This is a genomic window from Roseobacter litoralis Och 149 (genome assembly GCF_000154785.2).
Taxonomy (GTDB): domain Bacteria; phylum Pseudomonadota; class Alphaproteobacteria; order Rhodobacterales; family Rhodobacteraceae; genus Roseobacter; species Roseobacter litoralis.
Genome location: NC_015730.1, coordinates 279,802 through 300,706, shown reverse-complemented (window position 1 = coordinate 300,706; position 20,905 = coordinate 279,802). Strand labels below are relative to the sequence as shown.

Genomic DNA, 20,905 nt, shown 5'->3' with positions numbered 1-20,905 from the left:
GGCCTCTGCCCGGCGTGGAACGGGTAAACTATGGACCTGACAACGCTTATCGTGATCGCGGGCTTTGCCTTTCTGGTGTCCGGCGCGATCAAAGGGGTCACCGGCATCGGCCTGCCAACAGCGGCCATTGCGTTCATGACGCTTTTTCTGGATCCGCGCACGGCAATTGCGCTGGTACTTTTCCCGATGCTGGGCTCGAACCTGTGGCAGATGCTGCGCGGTGGATTCCTGAAACGAACGGCGCGCAGATACTGGCTTTTTGCCGTCGTTCTGTTTTTGGGCGTAGGTACAACGGCCATCATGACGCAAACCACATCAGACCGCGCGCTGCTTGCCATCCTTGGCACCGTTGTGCTGATCTTTGTCGCCGTCAGTTGGCGCAAACTGCTGCCCCCGCTTGCCGATCGTTACGATACTGCAGCGCAGGTTTTCTTTGCGCTGGTTGCTGGTGTGGTGGGCGGCATGACCGCCGCTTGGGGGCCGCCAATGGCGATGTATCTGCACACCAAAGGCGTCGATAAGGATGAGTTCATTCGCGCCACAGGGTTCATGATCTCGGTCGGGTCACTCCCGCTTGTGATGACTTACGCGCAGGTCGGGTTTTTATCCGGTGAACTTGCTGCGATTTCGTTTTCGATGCTGCTGCCGACCCTGATTGGCTTCACCGCCGGGGAAATTCTGCGCCGCAAGATGTCCATCGAAGCCTTTCGCAACGCCATCCTGATCCTGTTCTTCTTTCTCGGTCTGAACCTGATCCGCCGGGCAATCTGGTACGTCTGATGGCGATCAAGTCATAAAATAGTCATAGCACCACTCGCCTGCACCGCGCCTCTGCGCTAGCCTTGAGGCAAATCAGCAAAGGGATCACAGCCGTGAGCGCATTGGGTCGGCAGCCACAAAACAACCTCTCTCATGTCTACGGGTCCACGGCGGATGCACTGTGGAACCTGACGATCCCGCAGCTTTTGGCGCAAACGGCAGCGCGTCTGCCAGATCACCCCGCCGCAGTTTTCACCCGGCAGGCCATCCGCTGGACCTATCGCGACTTTGTGCGCGAGGTGGACAGGCTGGCGGCAGGTTTGCTGACGCTTGGCATCGAAAAAGGGGATCGCGTCGGCATCTGGGCGCCCAATTGTGCAGAATGGCTGCTGACACAATTCGCCACGGCCCGGATCGGCGCGATATTGGTATGTATCAACCCCGCCTATCGTCTGTCCGAACTGGAATACGCGCTCAACAAGGTCGGCTGCTCAGCGCTGGTCATGGCGCCGCGGCACAAGTCATCAGACTACGTTGCGATGCTGACGGAACTGATGCCGGAACTGGCAAACGCCACACCCGGCCAGTGCCAAGCCGCCCGCGTGCCCAAGCTGCGCCACGTGATCGTAACCGGCGACGCACCACCGGAAGGAACCATCGGGTTTGACGCAATTTGTGCGGCAGGCAGTGCGGTTCCTGTCGAAACGCTGGATCGGATTTCCAACGACTTATCCCCCCAAGACGCGATCAATATTCAATTCACCTCCGGCACCACAGGCAGCCCGAAAGGCGCGTGCCTGACGCACCACAACATCGTCAATAACGCGCATTTCGTGACGCAAACGATGCAATTTACCGAAGAGGACCGGCTGTGCATCCCGGTGCCGTTTTATCACTGCTTTGGCATGGTCATGGGCACATTGGGCTGCGTGTCCAAAGGGGCCACGATGGTCATTCCCGGCGAAGGATTCGATGCGCGCGCCACCCTTGAAGCCGTTACGCAGGAAAAATGTACGGCCCTTTATGGCGTGCCCACGATGTTCGTGAACGCCTTGGAACTTGCGGACTTTGATACCTTTGATCTCTCCAGCCTGCGCACCGGGATCATGGCCGGGGCACCCTGCCCGATTGAAGTCATGCGGCAGGTTCAGGCGCGCATGCATATGCAGGGTGTCACAATCGCCTATGGCATGACGGAAACCTCACCTGTGTCATTCCAAAGCAACATGGATGACCCGCTGGAAAAGCGCGTGTCCTCCGTCGGTCGCATCCACCCGCATGTGGAGGTAAAAATCGTCGATGACACGGGCAACACCGTCAAAACAGGTGAACAGGGCGAGTTGCTGACACGCGGCTATTCCGTGATGCAGGGCTATTGGGAGGACGACGCACAAACCGCCGCCAGCATTGATGCGCAGGGGTGGATGCACACCGGGGATCTGGCGCGGCTGGATGCGGATGGGTTTTGCACCATCACAGGAAGGCTCAAGGATATGATCCTGCGCGGTGGCGAAAACATATACCCGCGCGAGATCGAAGAGTTCCTCTATACCCACCCTGACATCTTGCAGGCGCAGGTCTTTGGCATTCCCGACAACAAACTGGGCGAAGCGGTTTGCGCGTGGATTGTGGCCCGCGCGGGCAGTGATTTGGCCGAAACCGATGTGCAGGATTTTTGCCGTAGCGCCATCGCGCATTTCAAGGTCCCTGCCTATGTTTCCTTCAAGGATGAGCTGCCTATGACCGTGACCGGAAAACCGCAGAAATTCGTGATGCGCGACCGGATGATCAAAGAGCTTGGGCGGGGTTGACGGCGAGGCACACCCCCATTCCTGCCGCGCCCCACAAGCAACCTGCGGCACGCAAAATTCATCGGCGACACCCTTGGACAAAAGGAACCCGGACCGATATAGCCGGGATGATTACATGTCACCCGAAAGGTTCGTCCAATGGCACTCAACCGCTCACTTAAAATCGCGCCGTCGATCCTTTCTGCCGATTTCGCGAACTTTGGCGCAGAATGCGAAGCCATAGAGGCGCAAGGCGCGGATTGGGTGCATGTGGATGTGATGGATGGGCATTTCGTGCCCAACATCACCTTTGGCCCCTCGACCTGCGCTGCGATCCGCCCGCATATCAAGACCGTCATGGACGTGCACCTGATGATCGCGCCCGTCGATCCTTATATTGACGCCTTTGCCAAGGCGGGGGCCGATGTTATCACCGCCCATGTCGAAGCGGGCCCGCATATTCACCGCACCATGCAGGCCATCCGCGCAGCTGGCGCAAAGGCAGGCGTTGCGCTGAACCCCGGCACCCCCGCCTCTTCGGTAGAATATCTGCTGGATATGGTCGATCTGGTCTGTGTCATGACGGTAAACCCCGGTTTTGGCGGGCAGAAATTCATCCACAGTCAGGTTGAAAAGGTGCGCCAGCTGCGTGCGATGATCGGGGATAGACCCATCCACATCGAAATTGACGGCGGTGTTGATCCCGCCACCGCGCCCTTGGTGGTGGCGGCGGGCGCGGATGTGTTGGTCGCGGGATCGGCCGTGTTTCGGGGCGGGTCTGTCAGCAAGCCCGCGCCTTATGGAGCCAACATCAAGGCCATACGCGACGCGGTTTTGTCCACAACAGTCTGACGCGAAACTCTGCACAAGATATCAGCGCTGATATATGAAACACCGCCCCTCGATGGCGTCTTGCGGCAGCGCGATCTGCGTCAAGGTCTCAAAATACATCCGGTCACTTGAGACCATCAACCCTCCGTCGGCCAACAAGGGTTCAATCAACGGGGACACCCGGCGCGCAAATTCATCGTTTTTCTGTGCGTTGTGCCCGCCAAGGTCTGCATGGATAAGGCGTGCCGTTGCGCCAAAGCGCGTCAGGGCCAGCGGCAGCGTTTCAAAGACATCCCCCAAAAGAACCTGATCGTCCGGCGGCGTGCTGTCAGGATGGGAGGCAATCGCGCGCTCAAAGACATAGATGTCTTCTTTCGGCATGATTTCACACATGTGGTGATAGGTGCGCCCATTGCCCAGACCAAGCTCGAAAACCGGCCCTGAGATATCCGCCGTAAGCGCGGCGGCATGGTTCAGGCAGGCCCGTTGTGACACCATGCGGGCGATGAATAAATCGAGTCGGCTCATCACGTCATCCTTTGCAAAACTCGCGCTCCCAATGCCTGCTTTTGTCAAAAATTGGTAGCACAAAGCGCACCCCACCGTTCAATGCTGGACCTGAGGAAAGAAATCGCGTTGACTGACGCTGATAAATCCGCAGCCTGCATGATGGAAGAGATGTAAAAAGTGGCCCCTCGATGACGACACCACTGCTGGAAGTATGCAATCTGAGCATTGGCTTTGGTGCCGCCGACCCGGTCGTGCGGGACGTGAGCTTTCGCGTCATGCCCGGTGAGACGCTCGCACTTGTCGGGGAAAGCGGGTCCGGCAAAACCATTTCCTGCCGCTCTGTGCTGCGCATTCTGCCAGAGACGGCGCAGATACGCAGCGGCACCATCAATTTTGCATCCGCCAGCGGACCTACCGTTGACCTGCTGGCGATCAAGGAACGCGCCATGCGGGCCATTCGCGGCGATCAGATTTCGATGATTTTTCAGGAGCCGATGCGCTCCCTGTCGCCACTGCACCGGCTGGGCGATCAGGTCGCCGAAGTATTGACGCTGCACCGCAACCTGAGCCACACCGAGGCGAAGAAATCAGTTCTGGAGACATTCGAGCGCGTTGGTTTTCCCGACCCCGCGCGGGTCTGGAAATCCTATCCATTCGAGATGTCCGGTGGGATGCGCCAGCGCGCCATGATTGCAATGGCCATGGTCGCCAAGCCAGAATTGTTGATCGCGGATGAGCCGACAACGGCCCTTGATGTGACCACGCAGGCACAGGTCTTGGGTCTCATCAAGGATTTGCAACGCGACACGGGCATGGCCGTGATACTGGTCACGCATGATTTGGGTGTCGTGGCAAATATGGCTGAATCCGTTGTGGTCATGAACAAGGGCCGGATCATGGAAAGTGGCCCCGCGGCGGCCGTTCTGGGCGCTCCTGCACACGGGTACACGAAAAAGCTCTTTGCCGCAGCGCCCACCATTCCGCAGGTTGCCAACCCGGTAGAGCGCACGAAAAGCGCGGATAACATTCTGGAACTACGCAGCGTCTGCAAGACCTATACGATGCGCGCGGGTGGCTGGCGTGCGCCCCAGAAGATCACCGCCTGCCATCAGGTTAACCTGACATTAGAGCGTGGCAAAACACTCGCTGTTGTCGGGGAAAGCGGGTCGGGCAAGACAACCTGCGCCCGCATCGCCCTTGGTGCCGAAGCACCCGATGAAGGCGGTCATGTTCTGTTTCGCGCCGAGGCAAACGCAGAGCCACTGAAAATTCACGCGATGACGCCTGCAGAGCGGGTCGGGTTTCAAAAACAGGCCCAGATGGTCTTTCAGGACCCTTATTCGTCGTTATCGCCACGCATGCGAATTTCGCAGACAATGACCGAGCCGATGGAGATCCACAAGATCGGCACCAAGGCCGAGCGGCGCGAGAAGGCCGAGGAAATGCTAAGCTGGGTGGGGCTTGATCCGTCCATGCTGGTGCGGTTCCCGCACGCGTTTTCCGGGGGGCAGCGGCAAAGACTGTCGATCGCGCGGGCGCTGACCCTGAACCCGGTGTTACTGGTCTGTGATGAGCCGACATCGGCGCTGGATGTCTCGGTTCAGGAACAAATCCTGAAGCTGCTGGAGGACATTCGCGACTGTATGGGCTTGAGCTATCTTTTCATCAGTCACGATCTGGCTGTTGTCGCGCGCATTGCCGACGAGGTGGCCGTTATGCGTCAGGGCGTTGTGGTGGAACAGGCGGCACCTGACATGCTCTTTTACAACCCGCGCCACCCCTATACGCGGGCTTTGATCGCGGCCCAGCCGACGCCGGATGTGAACCGGCCTATTGATCTTAATCTGGTGTCGCAGGGTGCGGGCTCACCAGCGAGCTGGCCCGATGAATTCCGTTTCGAGGGGGTCGCGGCCCCGGCATTAACTGAACTCGCACCCGGTCATAAGGTACGTTGTCATGTATAAAACCCTATCCGCTCTCTTTTTGGTTTTCTGCCTGCACCAGACCGCTCTGGCGCAGACACCAGCAGCCTTTCAGGAAAGCACATTCTGGGCGCAGGAAGTATCCGTCGGAAATATGCCCCCTATTGCCGAACGTCTGCCGCTTGATCCTCTTGTCGTTGATCTGCCCGCGAAAGGGCGCACCTATGGGCAACAGGGCGGCACGCTGCGCACGTTGATCTCGCGTTCAAAGGACGTGCGCCAGATGGTGGTCTATGGATATGCCAGACTGGTTGGCTATGACCACAACTACGAGCTTTACCCGGACCTGTTACGGGACTTTGAGGTCGAAGAGGGACGCAAATTCACACTGCATCTGCGCCGGGGGCACAAATGGTCCGACGGTCATCCCTTCACCTCTGCCGACTTTGAATATTACTGGCGTCATGTTGCCCTCAATGAGGAATTGAGCCCCTCCGGCCCGCCGCAGAACCTCTTTGTGGACGGCGCTTTGGCCAGTATGACATTCCCGGATGCCCATACCGTCGTCATCGAATGGCCCACGCCAAACCCCGGGTTTTTACAGCTTCTGGCTCAGGCGAGCCCCTTTCTGATCTATCGTCCCGCGCACTATCTCAAACAGTTTCATGCGGATTTCGTGGACAAAAAAGACCTGCGCAAACAGATCAAAAAGGCGCGGGTCAGAACCTGGGCGGCACTGCACAACGGGCTTGATAACATGTACAAGTTCGACAACCCCGCCCTGCCCACGCTGCAACCTTGGATCAACGCCAGTGCTGGTAAAACCAGCCAGAGACTGTTTGTGCGCAACCCCTACTATCACCGGATGGACAAGCGCGGCGTGCAACTGCCCTATATCGACATCGTCAAAATGACCGTTGTCGGGGGTGGGCTGATCGCCGCCAAGGCAAACGCCGGCGAGGTTGATTTACAGGCCCGCGGTCTGGATTTCCCCGATATCTCAATCCTGAAAAAGGGTGAGCTGGATGGCGCAGGATATAAAACGCTGCTTTGGGCGAACAGTACGGCGAACCAGATTGCAATTTATCCGAACCTGAACTTTGCCGACCCGGTCTGGCGCGAGATCATCCGCGATGTGCGGTTCAGGCGCGCGCTGTCCATGGGCATTGACCGGCGGATGATCAACCGCGCGCTCTACTTTGGCCTCGCCTCCGAGGGGGGGATGACGGCCCTGCCCACTAGCCCGTTTCATGATACCGCAAATGTGTACAAATGGTCCGTCTACTATCCCGCCAAGGCCAACGCGTTGCTGGATGAAATGGGTCTGACCGGACGGACGCCGGATGGTATACGTCTGCTGCCCGACGGACGCCCTATGGAGTTTGTCATCGAAACCGCAGGCGAACGTAAAGAGGTCGAAAACGCGCTGGCGATCATCACCGATACATGGCGCGAGATCGGGGTCAAACTGGTCATGCGCCCGCTTGACCGGGATATCCTGCGCAACCGCGTCTATTCAGGCCTGAGCATGGCCGCCGTCTGGTTCGGCTGGGACAATGGGTTGCCGCAACCCTATACGCCACCGGAATATCTTGCCCCCAAACATCAGGAATTTTTCGCCTGGCCCAAATGGGGGCAGTATTATCAGACCGGTGGCGAGGTCGGCGAAGCACCCGATATGCCAGCGCCCAAACGCCTGATGCAGCTTAGCTACGACTGGAGCCATACAACAGACCCTGCGCTGCGCTCGGAAATCTGGCGCGAAATGCTGGCGATCCACGCGGATAATCAGTTTGGGATTGGCATTCTGGCGCAAGCGCCTCAACCGATTGTTGTCTCAGAACGCCTGCGCAATGTGCCGGAAACCGGAAAATGGGCATGGGATCCGGGGTCGCATTTCGGCATCCACCGCATCGATGAATTTTACTACGAAGACGCCTTTCAGCAGTTCACCCAATGATGTTTCTCCGCTACGCCATCTATCGCTTTATCACGATGCTGCTGACCCTCTGGGTCGTGTCGCTACTGATTTTCGTGATCATCAACCTGCCCCCGGGCGACTATCTGAGCAACCAGATCGCTGAGTTGCGCGCAACAGGTCAGGCCGAAGGGGTTGCCAAGGCGGAATTCCTGCGCACCGAATATGCGCTGGATCGTCCGATTTGGGAGCAATATCTGATCTGGGTCGGCATGGCCCCCGGACCGCAGGGCTGGTACGGGCTGATACAAGGGAACTTTGGCTGGTCATTTGAATTTGACCGCCCCGTCGATGAAATCGTGGGGGACGCGCTGTGGCTGACGGTTCTGGTCAACCTCGCGGCGGTGCTGTTTGTGTATGTTGTCGCGCTGCCTCTGGGGGTTCTTGCGGCGGCACGCTCTGAAACATGGGTCGATTATTCGGCGGCCTTTGTGGGGTATCTGGGTCTGGCGACGCCGAACTTTCTGCTCGCCCTGATGCTGTTTTATTACGGCAACAAGTACTTTGATCTGCCAATTGGCGGCCTGATGGACCCAAGGTTCGAAGGGCAGCCGATGACGTGGGACAAGGTCTATTCCATTCTGATCCACCTGATTGTGCCGACCTTTGTGATCGGAACGTCCGGGGCCGCTGCGATGATGCAACGCCTGCGCGCCAATATGCTGGATGAACTCAGCAAGCCTTATGTGGAAACGGCCAAGGCCAAGGGGCTTGCCCCCGCAAAACTGCTCGCAAAATACCCGCTGCGCATGGCATTCAACCCTTTCGTGGCAGATATTGGCAACCTGCTGCCGTCCATGATCTCAGGCTCTGTCCTTGTGTCTGTGGTTCTGGGGCTGCAAACGATTGGCCCGTCGCTGCTGACCGCGTTGAAGTCGCAGGATCAGTTTCTGGCCGGGTTCATACTGATGTTCGTGGCATTGCTGACCCTGATTGGCACGATGGTGTCTGATCTGTTGCTGGTCCTGCTTGATCCGCGCATCAGGTACGGGGCGCGCAACGGATGACACAGATGCCAGACGGTCGCTACGTCGACGACGCCCCCTATACCGATGATGTGGACCTCAGCGCACTTGAGCGCTCGGATATGGATGCGCCGAACTGGGTGCTGGTCTGGCGTAAGTTCAAGCGCCACAAGCTGGGTTTGATTTCGGGGATATTCTTGCTGCTCAGCTACATGATGCTGCCGGTCGCGGGTTTTATCTCTCCCTACACTCCAAATGAGCGCAGTGCGGATTATCTTTATGCGCCGCCACAATCCATCAACCTGTGGCACGATGGCCGCTTCATCGGGCCTTATGTCTATCCGATTGAGGCGACGGCAGATCTGGTTAATTACCGCTGGACCTATGAGACCGATACCAGCACGCCGATGCCACTGGAATTCTTTTGTGAAGGCCAGCAATACAGGCTGATGGGGCTTATTCCGTCGGACACGCATTTGTTCTGCGCGCCCGAAGGGGCAACGGTCTTTCTGTGGGGTTCCGACAGGCTGGGGCGTGACGTGTTCAGCCGCATTCTCTACGGCGCACAACTGTCCCTGACGGTTGGTCTGATCGGCATTACCGTATCCTTTGTGCTGGGTATCTTCTTTGGGTCGATTGCGGGCTACTTCGGCGGGCGCACCGACTGGATCATCAACCGCATGATCGAAATCCTGAGGTCCCTGCCAGAACTGCCCCTGTGGTTGGCACTGTCGGCCGCAGTTCCGTCGAACTGGAGCCCGGTATCAGTCTTTTTCATCATTTCGATCATTCTGGGGATATTGGATTGGCCGGGGCTGGCGCGGGCGGTGCGATCCAAATTTCTGTCCCTGCGCGAAGAAGAATACGTGCGCGCCGCCGAGATGATGGGGGCCAAGCCGGGGCGTGTGATCCGCCGCCATCTATTGCCGAACTTCATGTCGCATCTGATCGCCTCTGCGACGCTCTCCATCCCTGCGATGATCCTTGGCGAGACCGCGCTCAGCTTTCTGGGGCTGGGGTTGCGCGCACCTGCGGTCAGTTGGGGCGTCATGCTGAATGACGCGCAAAACCTCGCATCGATTGAGATCTACCCGTGGACTGCCATCCCAATGCTGCCGATTATCTTTGTCGTGCTGGCGTTCAACTTCCTTGGTGATGGATTGCGTGCGTCACTTGACCCTTACAAGGGCTAAACGACGGCATGCAGACAGCTATTCAACCTGCCTGCATGCCCTTAATCTGTGCCTATTTCATTGAACTCAGGCCAAACATGTTGCCTTCGGTATCCTGACACAGGGTAATCCAGCCGAACTCTCCGATCGAAAACTTTGGTCTGACCACGATACCACCCGCTGCCTCGACGCGGGCTTCAGGCTCGGCCGTGTCCTCAACTGAGAAATACACGATTGTGCCGCCGACACCCGGTGAGGCGTGCGCCGCCTTTGTCAAAGCGCCGCCTGCCCCGTAAGCGCTCATCTCAGTGGCAAAGCTCATCATCTGCGATTGACCGCTCGGGTCGATCATTGGTTCCAGTTTCTGATCCAGAACGGTCTGATAAAAGGCAACGGCCCGATCCAGATCGTCCACGAATATGTCAAACCATCCAACTGCGTTCATTTGTGCCATGTCTCATTCCTTTGTGTGTTGTCGAACATGGCACAGATCTAACAAGGAGCATTAGGCCTGTATTGTAGATATCAGACATCAAACTTTCGGGCGTATTTTCCCGGCGTGTACCCTGTGGCACGTCGAAAGGAATGGATGAAATGCGACTGGTCCGCATAGGACCACGTATCATTCCCGTTCAACGCCTGCTGCAGGCGCAGTATCTTCAGAAAGTCATGCGGGGCAAAGCCGGTCGTGCGTTTCAGGGTCCGTTGCAACTGACGCGCAGAGATTTCCGAAACTGCCGCCATATCGGACACGGTATGAATATCATCAAGGTTCTGGAATATCCTTTCCGTGACCGGATTCGGGGCGACCATCTTACTGTCGATCAACTGCTCCACAAGCTTGATCAGAATGACTTGCTGATCCGAGAAATCCCGTCCGGTCAGGTCATCATTGATCTCGATCAGGGGCAATCCGCCTTTGTATGGGGTGTCCAAAAGGCCATATGCAATGGGTTCATGACTTTCCTGCCAGACCCCCGGCAAAAACCTGATGTTCACAAAGTGGAACGTCTGACCCAGGTTGAACTCTTCGGATTCCGCGCGGAGTTTCGATACGCCCGCAACGTTCCTGTTGCGTTGGTCAAAGACAATATAGGTACAGGCATCTGGCAGCGCATGAAACCGATAGTCCTGTTGCAAGGGGGCGTGTGTTTTCAGTTCCAGAAACCGATGTACGATGCCGCGCAAATGGCTTGGCGGCTCGACCTCGTCAAAATGAACGGCCTGCACGGTTTTGTCTTTCCCGTTGCCTTTCGGATCATACATCTGCGTTTCGCTTTTCTGGCCCGGAAAATTTATATTTTACGTCAAGCTCATAGCAGGCAGAACGACCCGCCAACACAGGTCAAATGGGACAGGGCTAGCGATCATCCGCTTCATCCTGTGCGCCACCTTCCAGCAGATCATCATCCATCGCGGCGCGGGCGGCTGCGGTGATGGCCTGTTTTTCCTTTTCTGTCAGATTCTCGACCTTGGTTTCAGTATCCGCAAGGCGCACCGTGACTTCCTTATGCGCAAAGTGGATTCCTTCGCGTTCGAACAAGGAGCGGATTTCTTCGTATACTTTCTTGCGCACCAGCCATTGATCGCCCGGTTTGGTCATGAATTTGACCCGGATGATCATCGCGCTGTCCTGCATCTCGATCACACCCTGCGATTTGAGCGGTTGAATAAAGTTCTCGCCAATCACGGGATCATCCAGCAACTCAACACCGAGGTTCTTGATCAGTTTTCGTACCTTCTCGACGTCGGTGTCATAGGTAACCCGCAGCTTGAGTTTCATAATGACCCAATCGCGGGAATAATTCGTCATGACCTGAATTTCGCCGAAGGGGATCGTGTGCAGCGCGCCTAGATGGTGGCGCAGCTGAAACGAGCGCACGGAAATTTTTTCGACCGTGCCTTTCACGCCCCCGATGTCCAGATATTCGCCTTTGCGAAACGCATCATCAAACAGAAAGAACCCGCCGGAAAAGATATCGCGCACCAGCGCCTGTGAGCCAAACCCCACGGCCACGCCCACAACACCCGCACCGGCAAACAAGGGCCCCACATTGACCCCCATCTCCATCAGGATAATCAGCGTGATGGTCACGATCAGCACAATCAGGATAAAGTTGCGAAACAGCGGCAGCAGCGTGGCCAGCCGGGACGCAGAAGAGCCGCTGCCTTCATCCCCCAACTCACCTTCGGTGATGTCACCGAGTTCATCGGCGATCTTATTGTCGATCCAGATGCGAAACGCGTGATAAACCACATATCCGATGAACAGGATGACCATAACGTCGAGCAGCCGGTTGGCAAAGCTTTCAACCATCTGCGTGCTGTTATTGTCCCAGATGTAAAAGAACGCATATGCACCTGCCACAAAGGCCACGATGCCAGCAACGCGCTGCGCCAGTTCCTCGTAGGTGCGCATACCCCTTGGGGCATAGCGCGCGTTTTCTTGCGTTTGAGCGGCCTCGTCAGGGCTATCGTCCGCTTCACTTTCGCTTTGAGGGTAGGATTGGTTCAGAGCACGCATTGCCCGAGCACGGGCAAAACCACGCTCGATACCGAAGTTGATGACCCCGAAAACCACCAAAATCGACAGCAGGATCGCGTAGGCTCCGGCAATCAGCGGCACCGCTGGCGGCGTGCCCAACACCAGATCATAGGTCACCTGAAACCACGCATAAAGCATGTAGATGATCACTGCCGGCGCCCAGATTGAGGACAGTGCCTTGATCACCCAACTGCAGTTCTCACGCGGCTCGCCTTTCCGGATCGCATTGGACAGCGCCCGACGATTGACCAGAACCATCATGATGTTCGCCACAACGACAGCGGCCCCAAGCAGGGACGCCATGAAGGCAAAGACATCGTAATTCAGGCCCAGTTCGCGCACCCATACGGTGAACAGCAGCCTGAAGATATCGAACGTACCGAGTGTGACCAGCCAATAATTCAGGTGTTTCGCATCGCGCGTATTAAGATAGGGGATGCGGTATTGCGGCATGTAGGGTGACAGGATCATACGCCACAGCGCGGCCACCGCACGGCTTAGAAAATACGCGACGTTTATGACGCTGACGGTAAATTGCAGTCCGGGGTCTTCGAGCGGGCCAAAAATAAGCACGCCCAAGGCGTAGGCCACCGCCATGGAAACCAGAATACCCACCACCCCGAGAAAGAAGCGGAACACCAACCAAGGCATCTTTTGCGAATAGCCCTGCGGATTTTCCAGCGTCCGCGCAACGATCATGGAGCGCGCGATGTAACGACCAAAGACATATCTCTGAACCAGCATCCCAACGCCAAAAAGCGCCATTGAGATGTATAACGCTTCGAAATACGCCCACATCGTGCCATCCGGGCTGGTGGCGCGCAGAATAAAGATCACCTCGTTGAAATCATCCGGCAGACCAAGGATGCGCTGCACAAGGGTCGCGCGGAATTTCACAAGGGAATCCTGCGTCTTCATCAAAACGGAGCCGCTGCTCTCGACTGGCGCGACTTCTGCATTGGGCGGGGGCTGACCTGTCGTCGATACGACGTTGCCCTCCAGATCAATGACCACAACGCCAACGCCGTTTTCGGCGGCTTTTTCCATGATGTCGGATATGCGATCCGTGCTGCTTTCTTCTTCGGCCCCCCCGGTATTGCCAAAAAGTGAGCCGACGCTTTGTGCCTGACTTTCGATTGGCGTCGCCAAGATGACCGTCAATAGAACAATAAAAAGAGCGATAATGGATGCGCGCATCGCGATAATGTCCAACACAGTTAACAAACCCGGACGGTAGGTGAGCTTGGCAGACAATGCAATTGCGCAACATCTGTGAAAACAGCAGGGAATTCGGGTTTTGCACTGCTGGTGCTTTTGTGCCAAAGAGAAACCGCGACAAAACCATGCCAACGCAAGGGACCGGGGACCGGGCAATGCGCCATATAGAAAACGACCCTGCCCTGACGTCTGACAGTATCGTCACAGCGCGGGCAGACTGCGGGGCCTGCGCCTCATGAATTATCAGAACACATCGGCTGGCACTGTCTTGCGTAACGATCCTGCGTTGCAAAATCAAAAACCCATATCAAAGCGGATCATGTTTTACAGCCATGACACCTTTGGCTTGGGTCATCTGCGGCGTTCGCGGGCACTGGCGTCTGCACTGACGGCTGCGGATGACAATACCTCGGCAATCATTCTGACAGGATCGCCTGTTGCCGGGCGTTTCACATTTCCCGAACGTGTCGATCACGTCCGTTTACCGGGTGTCACGAAACTACACGATGGGTCTTATGTAAGCGAGACGCTCGGGCTTGATATCGACAAGACGACAGCGCTCAGGTCTGCTTTGATCCAGAGCACGGTAGAGCAATATGACCCGGACCTTTTGATCGTCGACAAAGAACCCGCCGGCTTTCGGGGTGAATTGCTGCCCACGTTGGAGTGGCTGGCAGGGCGCGGGCAGACACGTCTGGTGCTGGGGCTGCGCGATGTGTTGGACGAAGCCGAAGTTCTGGCCGCAGAGTGGGCGCGCAAAGGGGCAATTGAGGCCACAGAAAAATTCTATGACGAAATCTGGGTGTACGGACCCCGATCTGTCTATGATCCGACCGAAGGTCTGCAATTATCCGCTGAAACCCGAAACAGAATGCATTGGACAGGGTATCTGCGCCGCGAAATCACGGATGAAGTTGAAACACCGGAAACACCCTATGTATTGATTACACCCGGCGGTGGCGGTGACGGTGCCGCGCTGGTTGATCTGGTCTTGCAGGCCTATGAACAAGCGCCCGATCTGGCACCCGATGCGGTGCTGATCTATGGGCCGTTTTTGTCGGGTGACGTGCGCGAGGCGTTCGAACAGCGGGTCGCGAGGCTGAACGGACGCGTCAGTGCCGTGGGCTTTGACGGACGGATTGAATCGCTATTTGCAGGCGCGCAGGGCGTTGTCTGCATGGGCGGGTACAACACATTCTGCGAAGTCCTCTCATTTGACCAGCGGGCGGTCATCGTGCCCCGCACCGTGCCCCGGCTTGAACAATGGATCAGAGCCGCGCGCGCCGAGGAAATCGGCCTTGTGCGCATGCTGGACGAAAAACGTGACGGCATGACCCCGGATGCCATGATCAAGGCGATCCGGGGGCTGCCAGCGCAACAAAAACCATCGCAGGCGGGTGCCGAAGGCTTGCTGGATGGGCTTGACATCGTCGTTGCCCGAACCAAAGCGTTGATGGCACAGAAATGACAACGACGCCCGCACGGCTTGCCGTTCTGGTCAAGGGATGGCCACGCCTGTCCGAGACTTTTATTGCGCAGGAACTTGTCGCGCTGGAAGACGCGGGGCTGACGCTTGAACTCTGGTCTTTGCGCCATCCGACCGATGAAAAAACGCACCCGCTACATGACCGGCTGAAGGCGCGGGTGAATTACCTGCCCGAATACCTTGAGGATGATCCGCCGCGTGTCCGGCGCGCGCTGTTCAGCGCCAGACGCCTGCCCGGTTTCAAAGACGCCGTGCGCTGCTTTCGTGCGGATTATGCACGCGATCAAACCGAAAACCGCATCCGCAGGTTTGGTCAGGCCTGCGTCTTGGCGCATGAACTACCGCAGGATGTGACCGGCCTCTATGCGCATTTCCTGCACACACCGTCGTCGGTCGCGCGCTATGCCGCGATCCTGACCGGGCTGCCGTGGTCGTTTTCCGCCCACGCCAAGGACATCTGGACGTCACCTGACTGGGAATTGCGCGAAAAACTCTCGGCCCAGAGCTTCGGGGCGCAGTTCGGGGCCACCTGCACCGCCTTTGGTGCTGAACATTTGCGCAGCCTTGCGGACAGGACCGACCGCGTTGATCTGGTCTATCACGGGCTGGATTTGACGCGCTTTCCTGACCCTCCGGACCGGAAGGCGCGCAAACCGGATGCACCGCTGGCCCTCATGTCGGTCGGACGGCTGGTTGAAAAAAAGGGCTTTGATCGGCTGATCGAAGCGCTCGCTCTTTTGCCGGATACACTACCCTGGCACTGGACGCATATCGGCGGCGGGACACTCAAGGATCAGATGCAGGATCTGGCTGCTGCAAAGGGCGTGGCAGACCGTATCACATGGCGCGGGGCCTGCGATCAGCCCGAGGTTATCGCAGAAATGCGCACATCCGACCTGTTCGTTTTGCCCAGCCGAATTGCGGCAGATGGCGACCGCGATGGTCTGCCCAATGTCTTGATGGAAGCCGCCAGTCAACGGCTGCCCATTCTGGCGACCCCTGTTTCTGCCATTCCGGAATTCATTGACACAGGCGTGCATGGCATTCTGGTGGATGATGCCCCGGACAGCCTTGCGCAGGCGATCCGGGATTTTGCCGCGCGGCAAGACAAGGGCCGTGCCTTTGCCGATGCGGCCTACATACGGCTGAAAACCGAGTTTCAGATGCAGCCGGGCATCAATCAGCTGACCAAGCGGTTGCGCGCGATGATGCGGGACGCGGCGTGATACCCGCCGCCTTTTATGCTCCGATGAAACCACCTGATCACCCTGTGCCCTCAGGGGATCGCGCCATGGCCCGCGCCTTGCTGGCCGCATTGCAGATGTGCGACGTTAAGGCAGATGTCGCCTCGCATCTGCAAACACGCGACGGGACCGGGGATGCACAGATACAGGCGGAAAAACAAGCGGCCGCATCGGTCGAAATCGACGCCCTGATCCAGAAGGGGCGACAAGCCGGATGGCGGTTCTGGATCACCTATCACAACTACTACAAAGCGCCCGACCTGATCGGGCCAGCCGTCGCGCGGGCGTTGCAAATCCCCTATCTGCTGGTTGAGGCAACCCGCGCGCGCAAAAGACTGTCAGGACCTTGGGCCGACTACGCCAAAGCGGCAGAGGCGGCGAGCGATGCGGCAGCCGTGATTTTTTATCTGACCTTGCGGGATAAAGAAGCGCTGCGCAATTACGCCGCCACCGATCAAAAACTGATCCACCTGCGCCCATTCCTGCCGCGTGAGAATTTGCCCCCCATAGGCCGCAAGGAGCGCAGCATGCTGAGCGTCGGGATGTTCCGTAAGGGCGACAAGCTCGCGTCCTACGAGATTATCGCCGAAACGCTGGCCAAGCTGCAAACACCCGACTGGCACCTCGAAATCGCGGGGGACGGCCCGGCGCGCGCGGAAGTTGAGGCGCTTTTTGCGCCTTTCAGCAACAAGATATCGTTCCTTGGGGCCTTGTCGGCGCAGGATTTGCAAGACGCTTACGCGCGCGCGAAGATCCTCTTCTGGCCCGGTGTCAACGAAGCCTTCGGGATGACCTACCTTGAGGCACAGGCCGCCGGAATGGCCGTTGTGGCGCAGAACCGCCCAGGCGTCCGTGACGTCCTTGCACCGGGAGCGGATTATCCATCGCCCGAGGCTGGCAGCGGCGCACTTGCAGCGCGGCTTGATATGCTGCTTGAAATGCCGAAACTGACGATGCACCTTGGTGCGGCGGCGCGCGCGCATGTCGGCGCGCATCACCTTCTGGGTTCTGCCAGAACCACCCTTAGAACCGCAATTGACGAGATATTGATATGATCAGGCTCGCCCTCATTCGCCACGGCCACACCGAATGGAACCGTAAGGGTCGCATTCAGGGGCGCACGGACATCCCGCTGGACCCGGAGGCGCGTGCCGGGCTTGCCACGCGCGTCCTGCCGAAGCCGTGGTACGATGCGGCGCTTGTATCCAGCCCGCTGATGCGCGCCGTGAAAACCGCAGAACTGATCAGCGGCAAAACCCCGATCACGATACCTGCGCTGATGGAAATGGACTGGGGTGCGTGGGAAGGAAAGCGCGGGGAGGCGTTGCTGGCCGATCCCGACACAGATTACCGCCATATCGAAGACTGGGGCTGGGAGTATCGCCCCCCCGGCGGGGAAAGCCCGGCAGATGTGAGCGCGCGACTGACCCCATGGGTCAACAGCCTTGCCACGGACACGGTCGCCGTCTGTCACATCGGGATCATGCGCGTGTTGATGGCCAAGGCCACGGGCTGGAACTTTGACGGTGCCGCCCCTTTCCGCATCAAACGGGACCGCCTGTTTATCCTGAACATCTCTGACGCGGGCTGGACGGTTGCAGGCGATCCTGTTCGCCTTGAGGCGCGCACCCGGTGAGAGTGTTCTTTGTGGTGACGCACCTGCTTGGATCGGGACATTTGTCGCGCACATTGGTGCTGGCCCGCGCACATCTGAAGGCAGGGCATGAGGTGACGCTGGTCTCCGGCGGCATGCCCGTGCCTCACCTGTCTCATGACGGTATTACGCTGGTGCAATTGCCCGCCCTGAGATCCGATGGCGTGAACTTCACGCGCCTGCTTGATGACAAAGGGGATGTCGCGCCTGAAACGCTGATGCGGGATCGTCGCGACAAGCTCCTGAGCACATTTGAAGAGGCCGCCCCGGATGTGCTTGTCACCGAATTGTTCCCCTTTGGCCGGCGCAGTTTGAGCGATGAGTTTCTGGCGCTGCTCAAAACGGCCATAGCACGCAAAAACCCGCCGCGCATTTGCTGCTCGATCCGTGATATTCTGGCGCCGCCTTCCAAACCATCCAAAGCGGCACGCGTCCGTGACATCATCGCAGAGTTTTACGACGCAATCATCGTGCATTCCGATCCCGATGTGACACCGCTGGCGGCAAGCTGGCCCGTCACCGAAGATATTTCGGAAAAACTCAGATACAGCGGATTTGTCGCAAACCCGCCCGCCCCCATGCACCCTGATGCATTGGGACAAGGCGAAGTACTCGTCAGCGCTGGCGGTGGGGCCGTTGGCGATGCGCTTTATTCTGCTGCCCTGGGCGCTGCGAAACTGGACGGCGATCTGCATTGGCGTGTTTTGGTCGGTGGCGCGGATGCACCGGCAAAATGCGCGGCACTGAAAGAACTTTGCCCGGCAAATGCTACCATCGAACCCGCCCGACCGGATTTTCGCCAGATGCTGCACCGCGCAAAAGCCTCCGTGTCGATGTGCGGCTACAACACGGCGCTCGATATACTGCAGGCCGGAACGCCCGCGGTTTTCGTCCCCTTTGATGCGGGCGGCGAGGTGGAGCAATCCCTGCGCGCCTCGGCACTTGCTAAAATAGCGGGCATACGCGTTGTGAACTCTGTGGACCTGCAACCCGAGACACTTTTGAACACCGTGTATTCTGTCGTGCAAGACCTCCGACGGGATCCGCAAACGCAGGGCCTCGATGGGGCAAACCGCACGGTTGAACTGCTCGAAACGCTTGTTAAGGCACCGAGCCATGCAGGTTGACTGGACCCCGCTGCGCCGTGAATTGGCGCGCCATAGGGCCCGCGGGATGGCCCTGCACTTCTGGTGGCGTGATGACGATGCCACGAAACCAACTGCGGCGCTTGATCAACTTGAAACTACCGCTGACGCGCTGAACGTGCCCGTGCATCTTGCGATCATCCCGGCATTGGCCGAAGCCTCACTGGCTCAACATGCCAAAAGGTCGGATCACCTCGTGCCGATCGTTCATGGCTGGCAACACAAGAACCATGCCCCGAGCGGTCAGAAAAAAGCGGAATTCGGCGCAATGCGCAGCGGGGCCATCGCCGAACTCCAACGCGGGCTTGATCAGATGCGGCAGCTCTTTGGCACCGGGATGGTCCCGGTCTTTGTACCGCCGTGGAACCGGATCAATCCGTCCTACCTCGCGCCGCTTGCCGATGCAGGCTATGCAGGCCTGTCGACCTTTACGCCACGACAAACCGTCTGTGCCGCCGATGGCCTGATGCAGATCAACACCCATATTGACCCCATCGACTGGCGCGACACGCGCGGCCTCAAAGACCCCGCAACGCTCGTGGCACAAACGGTTGAAGTACTTGCCGCGCGCGCGGATGGGCAGTCGGATTCGTCTGAACCCTTGGGCTATCTGACGCATCATCTTGTGCATACTGCGGATGTGTGGGACTTCACCCAGCAGTTTGTATCAGAGCTTTTGGATGGTGGCGCGCTGCCACAACCCATCGCCCCCTTGCTGGAGAAACACAGATGAGCCGACTGGACTCCATGCGCCGCCGTCTAAGCGCGCAGATCGACGGTCTGAACTGGGCCGCTGAGCAGGTGCGGGGCATTGACGGTGATGTGCTGGAACTGGGTTTGGGCAACGGTCGCACCTATGATCACCTGCGCGAGGTCCTGCCCGAGCGGCGCATCTGGGTGATTGACCGGGTGCTGCAACCGCATCCGTCCTGCGTACCCCCTGCGGAAAACTTCCTGCAGGGCGAAGCGGATGACATGCTCACGACCCTTGCAAAGACGGGGGCAAAATGCGCGCTGGCACACTATGATTTCGGCTTTGGCGTCAAGGATCTGGATGTGGCGGAGGGCGCGCGGCTCTCGCCCCTGATCGCAGCACTGATGGTGCCGGGCGGACTGGTGGTCAGCCAGCAACCGCTGATCGGGCTGACACAGATCAGCGGGCCGGACACAATTGACCCGGAACGATACCTTTTCTACCGCGCGCCCTGACTCCGGCGCATACCGATTTTTGACCTTTCGCCGATCGCATTTCCGGGTAATCTGACCGGATATTGCAATAAAGGACGACCAGATGAAAAAGCTCGTATTGTGCCTGTTTACTGTCGCGGGCCTCGCCGCCTGCGATCACAATCAGGACGCCGATCCGGAGGCAATGGAACAGCTGAATGAAATTCCCGAAGCGGTGGATGGCGTAATTTCCTGACCCCATGGGAAAAACTCCGCAAAAAGCGGTACGGAAATCACTTTTTCGCGTGAACCCGATTCGCAATAGGCTATAGAGGGTCTATTGATGACGACTTCAAAAAGGACTTCCCCATGATCAGAGTTGCCGTTCTCCTCAGCCTCGTATTGGCACTTGCTGCTTGTGAAACCACAAAAGGCATCGGCCGCGACGTACAAAACGCTGGCGAAGCGCTCGACGAAGCGATCTAAGAACACCTCGTCGCGCCGGAGTTTCCCCTGCGG

The 20,905-nt window shown here is 58.0% G+C and carries 20 protein-coding genes; 16 read left to right on the top strand and 4 right to left on the bottom strand.

Going from position 1 to position 20,905, the window contains the following annotated elements; translation table 11 throughout:
- Nucleotides 1-30: 30 nt before the first annotated feature.
- From RLO149_RS01490 to rpe, 3 genes are all read left to right on the top strand, one after another.
- Nucleotides 31-780 carry a sulfite exporter TauE/SafE family protein gene (locus RLO149_RS01490; RefSeq protein ID WP_013960275.1) on the top strand — a complete coding sequence of 250 codons (750 nt, stop codon included), beginning with the start codon at nt 31-33 and terminating at the stop codon, nt 778-780.
- Nucleotides 781-872: 92 nt separating this feature from the next.
- Nucleotides 873-2,570: an AMP-binding protein gene (locus RLO149_RS01485; RefSeq protein ID WP_013960274.1), complete on the top strand. Its 1,698-nt coding sequence runs from the start codon at nt 873-875 to the stop codon at nt 2,568-2,570.
- 138 nt (nt 2,571-2,708) lie between these two features.
- A complete protein-coding gene (gene rpe / locus RLO149_RS01480; protein ID WP_013960273.1) occupies nt 2,709-3,401 on the top strand; it encodes a ribulose-phosphate 3-epimerase in 693 nt (230 codons plus the stop codon).
- A 21-nt stretch (nt 3,402-3,422) separates the two neighbouring features.
- Here rpe and RLO149_RS01475 read toward each other — a convergent pair whose 3' ends face one another.
- On the bottom strand, nt 3,423-3,908 hold the full coding sequence (locus tag RLO149_RS01475; protein WP_013960272.1) for a class I SAM-dependent methyltransferase: 486 nt from the start codon (nt 3,906-3,908) through the stop codon (nt 3,423-3,425).
- Nucleotides 3,909-4,078: 170 nt separating this feature from the next.
- On the opposite strand from RLO149_RS01475, the gene RLO149_RS01470 reads away from it, so the two are divergent.
- Genes RLO149_RS01470 through RLO149_RS01455 form a run of 4 tightly spaced genes read left to right on the top strand, consistent with a single transcriptional unit; the run spans nt 4,079 to nt 9,948 of the window.
- Nucleotides 4,079-5,854: an ABC transporter ATP-binding protein gene (locus RLO149_RS01470; protein WP_013960271.1), complete on the top strand. Its 1,776-nt coding sequence runs from the start codon at nt 4,079-4,081 to the stop codon at nt 5,852-5,854.
- Nucleotides 5,847-7,772, top strand: a complete 1,926-nt coding sequence (locus RLO149_RS01465; RefSeq protein ID WP_013960270.1) for an ABC transporter substrate-binding protein — start codon at nt 5,847-5,849, stop codon at nt 7,770-7,772. The genes RLO149_RS01470 and RLO149_RS01465 overlap by 8 nt, the downstream gene beginning before the upstream one ends.
- On the top strand, nt 7,769-8,797 hold the full coding sequence (locus RLO149_RS01460) for an ABC transporter permease (protein ID WP_013960269.1): 1,029 nt from the start codon (nt 7,769-7,771) through the stop codon (nt 8,795-8,797). The genes RLO149_RS01465 and RLO149_RS01460 overlap by 4 nt, the downstream gene beginning before the upstream one ends.
- The gene (locus RLO149_RS01455; protein WP_013960268.1) at nt 8,794-9,948 is read left to right on the top strand and encodes an ABC transporter permease; all 1,155 of its coding nucleotides are present in this window, start codon (nt 8,794-8,796) and stop codon (nt 9,946-9,948) included. Before RLO149_RS01460 ends, RLO149_RS01455 begins: the two co-directional genes overlap by 4 nt.
- A 52-nt stretch (nt 9,949-10,000) precedes the next feature.
- Here the strand turns inward: RLO149_RS01455 and RLO149_RS01450 are convergent, their stop codons facing one another.
- From RLO149_RS01450 to RLO149_RS01440, 3 genes are all read right to left on the bottom strand, one after another.
- Entirely contained in the window at nt 10,001-10,381 is a 381-nt protein-coding gene (locus tag RLO149_RS01450; RefSeq protein ID WP_013960267.1) for a VOC family protein, read from the bottom strand.
- A gap of 71 nt (nt 10,382-10,452) precedes the next feature.
- Entirely contained in the window at nt 10,453-11,193 is a 741-nt protein-coding gene (locus tag RLO149_RS01445; protein ID WP_013960266.1) for a helix-turn-helix domain-containing protein, read from the bottom strand.
- Between the two features lie 94 nt (nt 11,194-11,287).
- A complete protein-coding gene (locus tag RLO149_RS01440) occupies nt 11,288-13,669 on the bottom strand; it encodes a mechanosensitive ion channel family protein (protein ID WP_013960265.1) in 2,382 nt (793 codons plus the stop codon).
- 256 nt (nt 13,670-13,925) lie between these two features.
- Here RLO149_RS01440 and RLO149_RS01430 point away from each other — a divergent pair, with 256 nt between their 5' ends.
- The 9 genes from RLO149_RS01430 to RLO149_RS23025 all read left to right on the top strand — a co-directional run bounded on the left by RLO149_RS01430 (nt 13,926) and on the right by RLO149_RS23025 (nt 20,872).
- Nucleotides 13,926-15,158 (top strand): glycosyltransferase family protein, encoded by a 1,233-nt coding sequence (locus RLO149_RS01430; RefSeq protein WP_013960264.1) that lies wholly within the window; start codon nt 13,926-13,928, stop codon nt 15,156-15,158.
- Nucleotides 15,155-16,402 carry a glycosyltransferase family 4 protein gene (locus RLO149_RS01425; RefSeq protein ID WP_013960263.1) on the top strand — a complete coding sequence of 416 codons (1,248 nt, stop codon included), beginning with the start codon at nt 15,155-15,157 and terminating at the stop codon, nt 16,400-16,402. Before RLO149_RS01430 ends, RLO149_RS01425 begins: the two co-directional genes overlap by 4 nt.
- Nucleotides 16,403-16,467: 65 nt before the next feature.
- On the top strand, nt 16,468-17,475 hold the full coding sequence (locus RLO149_RS01420) for a glycosyltransferase family 4 protein (protein ID WP_013960262.1): 1,008 nt from the start codon (nt 16,468-16,470) through the stop codon (nt 17,473-17,475).
- Nucleotides 17,472-18,056: a histidine phosphatase family protein gene (locus RLO149_RS01415; protein WP_013960261.1), complete on the top strand. Its 585-nt coding sequence runs from the start codon at nt 17,472-17,474 to the stop codon at nt 18,054-18,056. Before RLO149_RS01420 ends, RLO149_RS01415 begins: the two co-directional genes overlap by 4 nt.
- A complete protein-coding gene (locus RLO149_RS01410; protein WP_013960260.1) occupies nt 18,053-19,201 on the top strand; it encodes a glycosyltransferase family protein in 1,149 nt (382 codons plus the stop codon). Before RLO149_RS01415 ends, RLO149_RS01410 begins: the two co-directional genes overlap by 4 nt.
- Nucleotides 19,191-19,952: a polysaccharide deacetylase family protein gene (locus RLO149_RS01405; protein WP_013960259.1), complete on the top strand. Its 762-nt coding sequence runs from the start codon at nt 19,191-19,193 to the stop codon at nt 19,950-19,952. Before RLO149_RS01410 ends, RLO149_RS01405 begins: the two co-directional genes overlap by 11 nt.
- Nucleotides 19,949-20,428, top strand: a complete 480-nt coding sequence (locus RLO149_RS01400) for a class I SAM-dependent methyltransferase (RefSeq protein WP_013960258.1) — start codon at nt 19,949-19,951, stop codon at nt 20,426-20,428. The genes RLO149_RS01405 and RLO149_RS01400 overlap by 4 nt, the downstream gene beginning before the upstream one ends.
- Before the next feature lie 82 nt (nt 20,429-20,510).
- Nucleotides 20,511-20,642 (top strand): hypothetical protein, encoded by a 132-nt coding sequence (locus RLO149_RS24325; RefSeq protein WP_281015712.1) that lies wholly within the window; start codon nt 20,511-20,513, stop codon nt 20,640-20,642.
- Between the two features lie 113 nt (nt 20,643-20,755).
- Complete coding sequence (locus tag RLO149_RS23025; protein ID WP_083825432.1) at nt 20,756-20,872, top strand: entericidin A/B family lipoprotein; 117 nt, start codon at nt 20,756-20,758, stop codon at nt 20,870-20,872.
- The last annotated feature ends 33 nt before the right edge of the window (nt 20,873-20,905 follow it).

Coding starts and splice junctions, on each gene's coding strand:
- RLO149_RS01465 (WP_013960270.1), top strand. CDS start 5,847: ATGTATAAAACCCTATCCGCTCTCTTTTTGGTTTTCTGCCTGCACCAG.
- RLO149_RS01460 (WP_013960269.1), top strand. CDS start 7,769: ATGATGTTTCTCCGCTACGCCATCTATCGCTTTATCACGATGCTGCTG.
- RLO149_RS01440 (WP_013960265.1), bottom strand. CDS start 13,669: ATGCGCGCATCCATTATCGCTCTTTTTATTGTTCTATTGACGGTCATC.
- RLO149_RS01400 (WP_013960258.1), top strand. CDS start 19,949: ATGAGCCGACTGGACTCCATGCGCCGCCGTCTAAGCGCGCAGATCGAC.
- RLO149_RS01430 (WP_013960264.1), top strand. CDS start 13,926: ATGAATTATCAGAACACATCGGCTGGCACTGTCTTGCGTAACGATCCT.
- RLO149_RS01445 (WP_013960266.1), bottom strand. CDS start 11,193: ATGTATGATCCGAAAGGCAACGGGAAAGACAAAACCGTGCAGGCCGTT.
- RLO149_RS01455 (WP_013960268.1), top strand. CDS start 8,794: ATGACACAGATGCCAGACGGTCGCTACGTCGACGACGCCCCCTATACC.
- RLO149_RS24325 (WP_281015712.1), top strand. CDS start 20,511: ATGAAAAAGCTCGTATTGTGCCTGTTTACTGTCGCGGGCCTCGCCGCC.
- rpe (WP_013960273.1), top strand. CDS start 2,709: ATGGCACTCAACCGCTCACTTAAAATCGCGCCGTCGATCCTTTCTGCC.
- RLO149_RS01450 (WP_013960267.1), bottom strand. CDS start 10,381: ATGGCACAAATGAACGCAGTTGGATGGTTTGACATATTCGTGGACGAT.
- RLO149_RS01420 (WP_013960262.1), top strand. CDS start 16,468: ATGGCCCGCGCCTTGCTGGCCGCATTGCAGATGTGCGACGTTAAGGCA.
- RLO149_RS01475 (WP_013960272.1), bottom strand. CDS start 3,908: ATGAGCCGACTCGATTTATTCATCGCCCGCATGGTGTCACAACGGGCC.
- RLO149_RS01415 (WP_013960261.1), top strand. CDS start 17,472: ATGATCAGGCTCGCCCTCATTCGCCACGGCCACACCGAATGGAACCGT.
- RLO149_RS01405 (WP_013960259.1), top strand. CDS start 19,191: ATGCAGGTTGACTGGACCCCGCTGCGCCGTGAATTGGCGCGCCATAGG.
- RLO149_RS01425 (WP_013960263.1), top strand. CDS start 15,155: ATGACAACGACGCCCGCACGGCTTGCCGTTCTGGTCAAGGGATGGCCA.
- RLO149_RS01470 (WP_013960271.1), top strand. CDS start 4,079: ATGACGACACCACTGCTGGAAGTATGCAATCTGAGCATTGGCTTTGGT.
- RLO149_RS01490 (WP_013960275.1), top strand. CDS start 31: ATGGACCTGACAACGCTTATCGTGATCGCGGGCTTTGCCTTTCTGGTG.
- RLO149_RS23025 (WP_083825432.1), top strand. CDS start 20,756: ATGATCAGAGTTGCCGTTCTCCTCAGCCTCGTATTGGCACTTGCTGCT.